This is a genomic window from uncultured Clostridium sp. (assembly GCF_937920395.1).
In the GTDB taxonomy this organism is placed as follows: domain Bacteria; phylum Bacillota; class Clostridia; order Clostridiales; family Clostridiaceae; genus Clostridium_AD.
The window spans coordinates 1-2,853 of record NZ_CALEVF010000090.1; the positions used below are offsets into that span (position 1 = coordinate 1).

General features: G+C 30.5%; 6 protein-coding genes. All 6 read left to right on the forward strand.

Annotated elements, in window-relative coordinates; all coding sequences use genetic code 11:
• The first annotated feature begins 280 nt into the window (after positions 1–280).
• Positions 281–607 (forward strand): hypothetical protein, encoded by a 327-nt coding sequence (locus tag Q0649_RS08740; protein ID WP_298840335.1) that lies wholly within the window; start codon positions 281–283, stop codon positions 605–607.
• A 24-nt stretch (positions 608–631) separates the two neighbouring features.
• Positions 632–922 (forward strand): DUF4176 domain-containing protein, encoded by a 291-nt coding sequence (locus tag Q0649_RS08745; protein ID WP_298840336.1) that lies wholly within the window; start codon positions 632–634, stop codon positions 920–922.
• A gap of 174 nt (positions 923–1,096) precedes the next feature.
• Positions 1,097–1,780 carry a hypothetical protein gene (locus Q0649_RS08750; RefSeq protein WP_298840338.1) on the forward strand — a complete coding sequence of 228 codons (684 nt, stop codon included), beginning with the start codon at positions 1,097–1,099 and terminating at the stop codon, positions 1,778–1,780.
• A gap of 24 nt (positions 1,781–1,804) precedes the next feature.
• Positions 1,805–2,119, forward strand: a complete 315-nt coding sequence (locus Q0649_RS08755; RefSeq protein ID WP_298840340.1) for a hypothetical protein — start codon at positions 1,805–1,807, stop codon at positions 2,117–2,119.
• A 28-nt stretch (positions 2,120–2,147) separates the two neighbouring features.
• Positions 2,148–2,438, forward strand: a complete 291-nt coding sequence (locus Q0649_RS08760; protein ID WP_298840342.1) for a DUF4176 domain-containing protein — start codon at positions 2,148–2,150, stop codon at positions 2,436–2,438.
• Between the two features lie 222 nt (positions 2,439–2,660).
• The coding region (locus Q0649_RS08765; protein ID WP_298840344.1) for a hypothetical protein at positions 2,661–2,853 on the forward strand (193 nt) is incomplete at its 3' end.

The window sequence follows — 2,853 nt, forward strand, 5'->3', positions numbered from 1 at the left end:
TATTACATATACAGTTGCAAATTGGATTAAAAAAGGTATTAGTATACATAATGGGGTAGAGTCAACAAAATCAATAAAACCCACGTTAAGGACTATAGTACCATAAACCTTCGTTTTTGGTACTTAAATATAAACGTTAGAAATAGTACACTTTTATACATGATTTTCAGTGCCAAAACTATTACATTTAAGGGGTAATGTTTTACTTCGCGCAAGAAATATAATTTTTGTGTATTCCATCCCCTTATGATAATTATTATAGAAATGGAGAATATGACTTATGAAAAAAATGTTCAAGTTATTAAAGACGTATTTAGTAATTGCTTTTGTATTGAGTTTTATTATTGTAATATATCTTATTGCTCAAATGGTAAGAAGTAACACACTACCAACCATTAACTTATTTTATATTTGTAAGGTTATATTTAGTTTGCTAACAATAACAGTTGGCTTAATAGGCGGATTAGCAATATTCGATTTTCTCATTGTAAAATCTGTAACATTACTATTTAAAGAGTTTAAATATGCTGATAAAAGTGGTAGAATTTGTTTGGTTATAGGATTAATATTGATGTTATTTCAAAAGATTGGTGAATGGACTCGGTAAATTTAAATTTAAGGAGTGATAAATATGGACTTATTACCAATAGGTTCTGTTATATTATTAAAAGAAGGAAAAAAAAGATTAATGATATATGGGATTAAACAATTTGTTAAGGAAAAAGATCAGATATATGATTACGTTGGTTGTTTGTATCCAGAAGGTAACATTAATCCAGAATACAATTATGCTTTTAATCATGAGGACATTGAGACAGTATATTTTGTTGGTCTTATAGATAATGAATTTGAACAGTTTAGAAAAAATTTAAAAGAGAATGAAGAACATCTTGTTAATGATGGTACTATTACGAAGGAATAAAAGTTAGGACTAATACATATTGGGTGTTTTTACATATGAATTTGTTTTCATAATAACAAAGCCTCTAGGATATAATTCTAGGGCTTTTTATTTAATATTAATGAGTGAAATAGTCTTATTTATTACAGTAGGAAGAATGTTACTGGTATTGAAGTTGGTGCAATAGGTATCAATATGAAAATACAACATTCTAAGGGAGTTAATGTTGCAAAGACAAGTAGCAAGACTAGTTCGCAAGATAATAATATACTAGATACAGCTTTGCAATGGGGTGAGAATCTTGGAGAACATCCTGTAAATAGAGGATTGGCTGTTTTGGGAGTTGGGCTTGGTGTACTTGGAGAATTTGGTTCAGGAGCAGTAGAATATTTTTCTGCAGGATTTGCAACTCCTGTTGCAGTACCATTAGCAGTTTTCTCTACAAATTCAATAGTAACATCAACTTCAGATTTAATATATATTGGCAGTGGACATAGTGAAAAACAAGGGAATATAAATATACTCAAATGGATTTCTGAGGGTACAGAGGAAATAATGGGTAAGGGTATAGACGAAGTAGCACATCTTCGTAAAAAGAACACTAATTTTGCCGAAGGAGGCAAAGTTGTTGGTGGAGGAGTTTTTGAAGTGGCTAATTTCTACATGGGAGTTAAAGGTGTGACCACTGGGATTAGTACAATTGCAGATAAATCTCATAGTTTAAAAGAAATAACAGATTTTGGAGATAGAATATTAACTCCTCTTACAGTAAGAGTAAACAATGTGTCAAAAGCTAAAAAGGTTGGTAAAGCTATAAGCATCGCAAATACAAACGCAAATTGGGCAAAAGCAATTAATGCTAGGATTAATAAAAAATAACTATAGATAAGGAGGGCATAACAAATGAAAAAAATGATTGGCTTGTTAAAGAAATATTTAGTGATTGGTCTTGTGTTAAGCAGTATTTTTGTTTCAGGGCTCATTTTATCTGCCCCGACACCAAACGTTGGCTTGTTTTATATTATAAAAATTATAGGGTGTGTATTACTAATGGCAGTAGTCTTCATACCTCTAATAGCAATTGCAGATTGGCTTATTATAAGGACTTATAAATCAATATTTAACGATTTTAAAAATGATGATAGAAGTGGTAGAATTACAATAATCATAGTAAGTATTGGGCTGTTTATTAAAATGATTTACGAATGGGATAGATAGACATTAATCTGAGAAAGGAGCGATAGATATGGAATTATTACCAATTGGTTCAGTTATATTATTGAAAGACGGAGACAAAAGATTAATGATATATGGGATCAAACAATTTAATGAGGAAAAAAATCAGTCATATGATTACGTCGGTTGCTTATATCCCGAAGGAAATATTAGTCCAAAATATAATTATGTTTTCAATCACGATGATATTAAGAAAATTTATTTTGTTGGATTTGTAGATAACGAATTTGAACTGTTTAGAAAAAATTTAAAGGAGGATGAGAAACAACCTGTTAATGATGCTTCTATTACGAAGGAATAAAAGGTAGCACTAATACATAGTAGGTATTTTTACATATGAATTTTTAAAAAATAACAAAGCTTCTAGGATATAATTCTAGGGCTTTTTCTTTAACAATAGTGAGTGAAATGGCCTTATTTATTAGATTTGCTACTGTAGAACAAATAACCGTGACATGAGTCAATTGAAGACATACAGAAATCAATAACAGGTATACATAATGTAATATGTGAATTTCACGAATTGGAAAGCAAGAATGCTACTGGTATTGCAGTTGGTGCAATAGGTATCAATATGGGAATACAACATTCTAAGGGAGATAATGTTGCAAAGACAAGCAGCAAGACGAGTTCAGAAGATAATAATATACTAGATACAGCGTTGCAATGGGGTGAGAATCTTGGAGATCATCCTGTAGATACTGGAATGGCTGTGT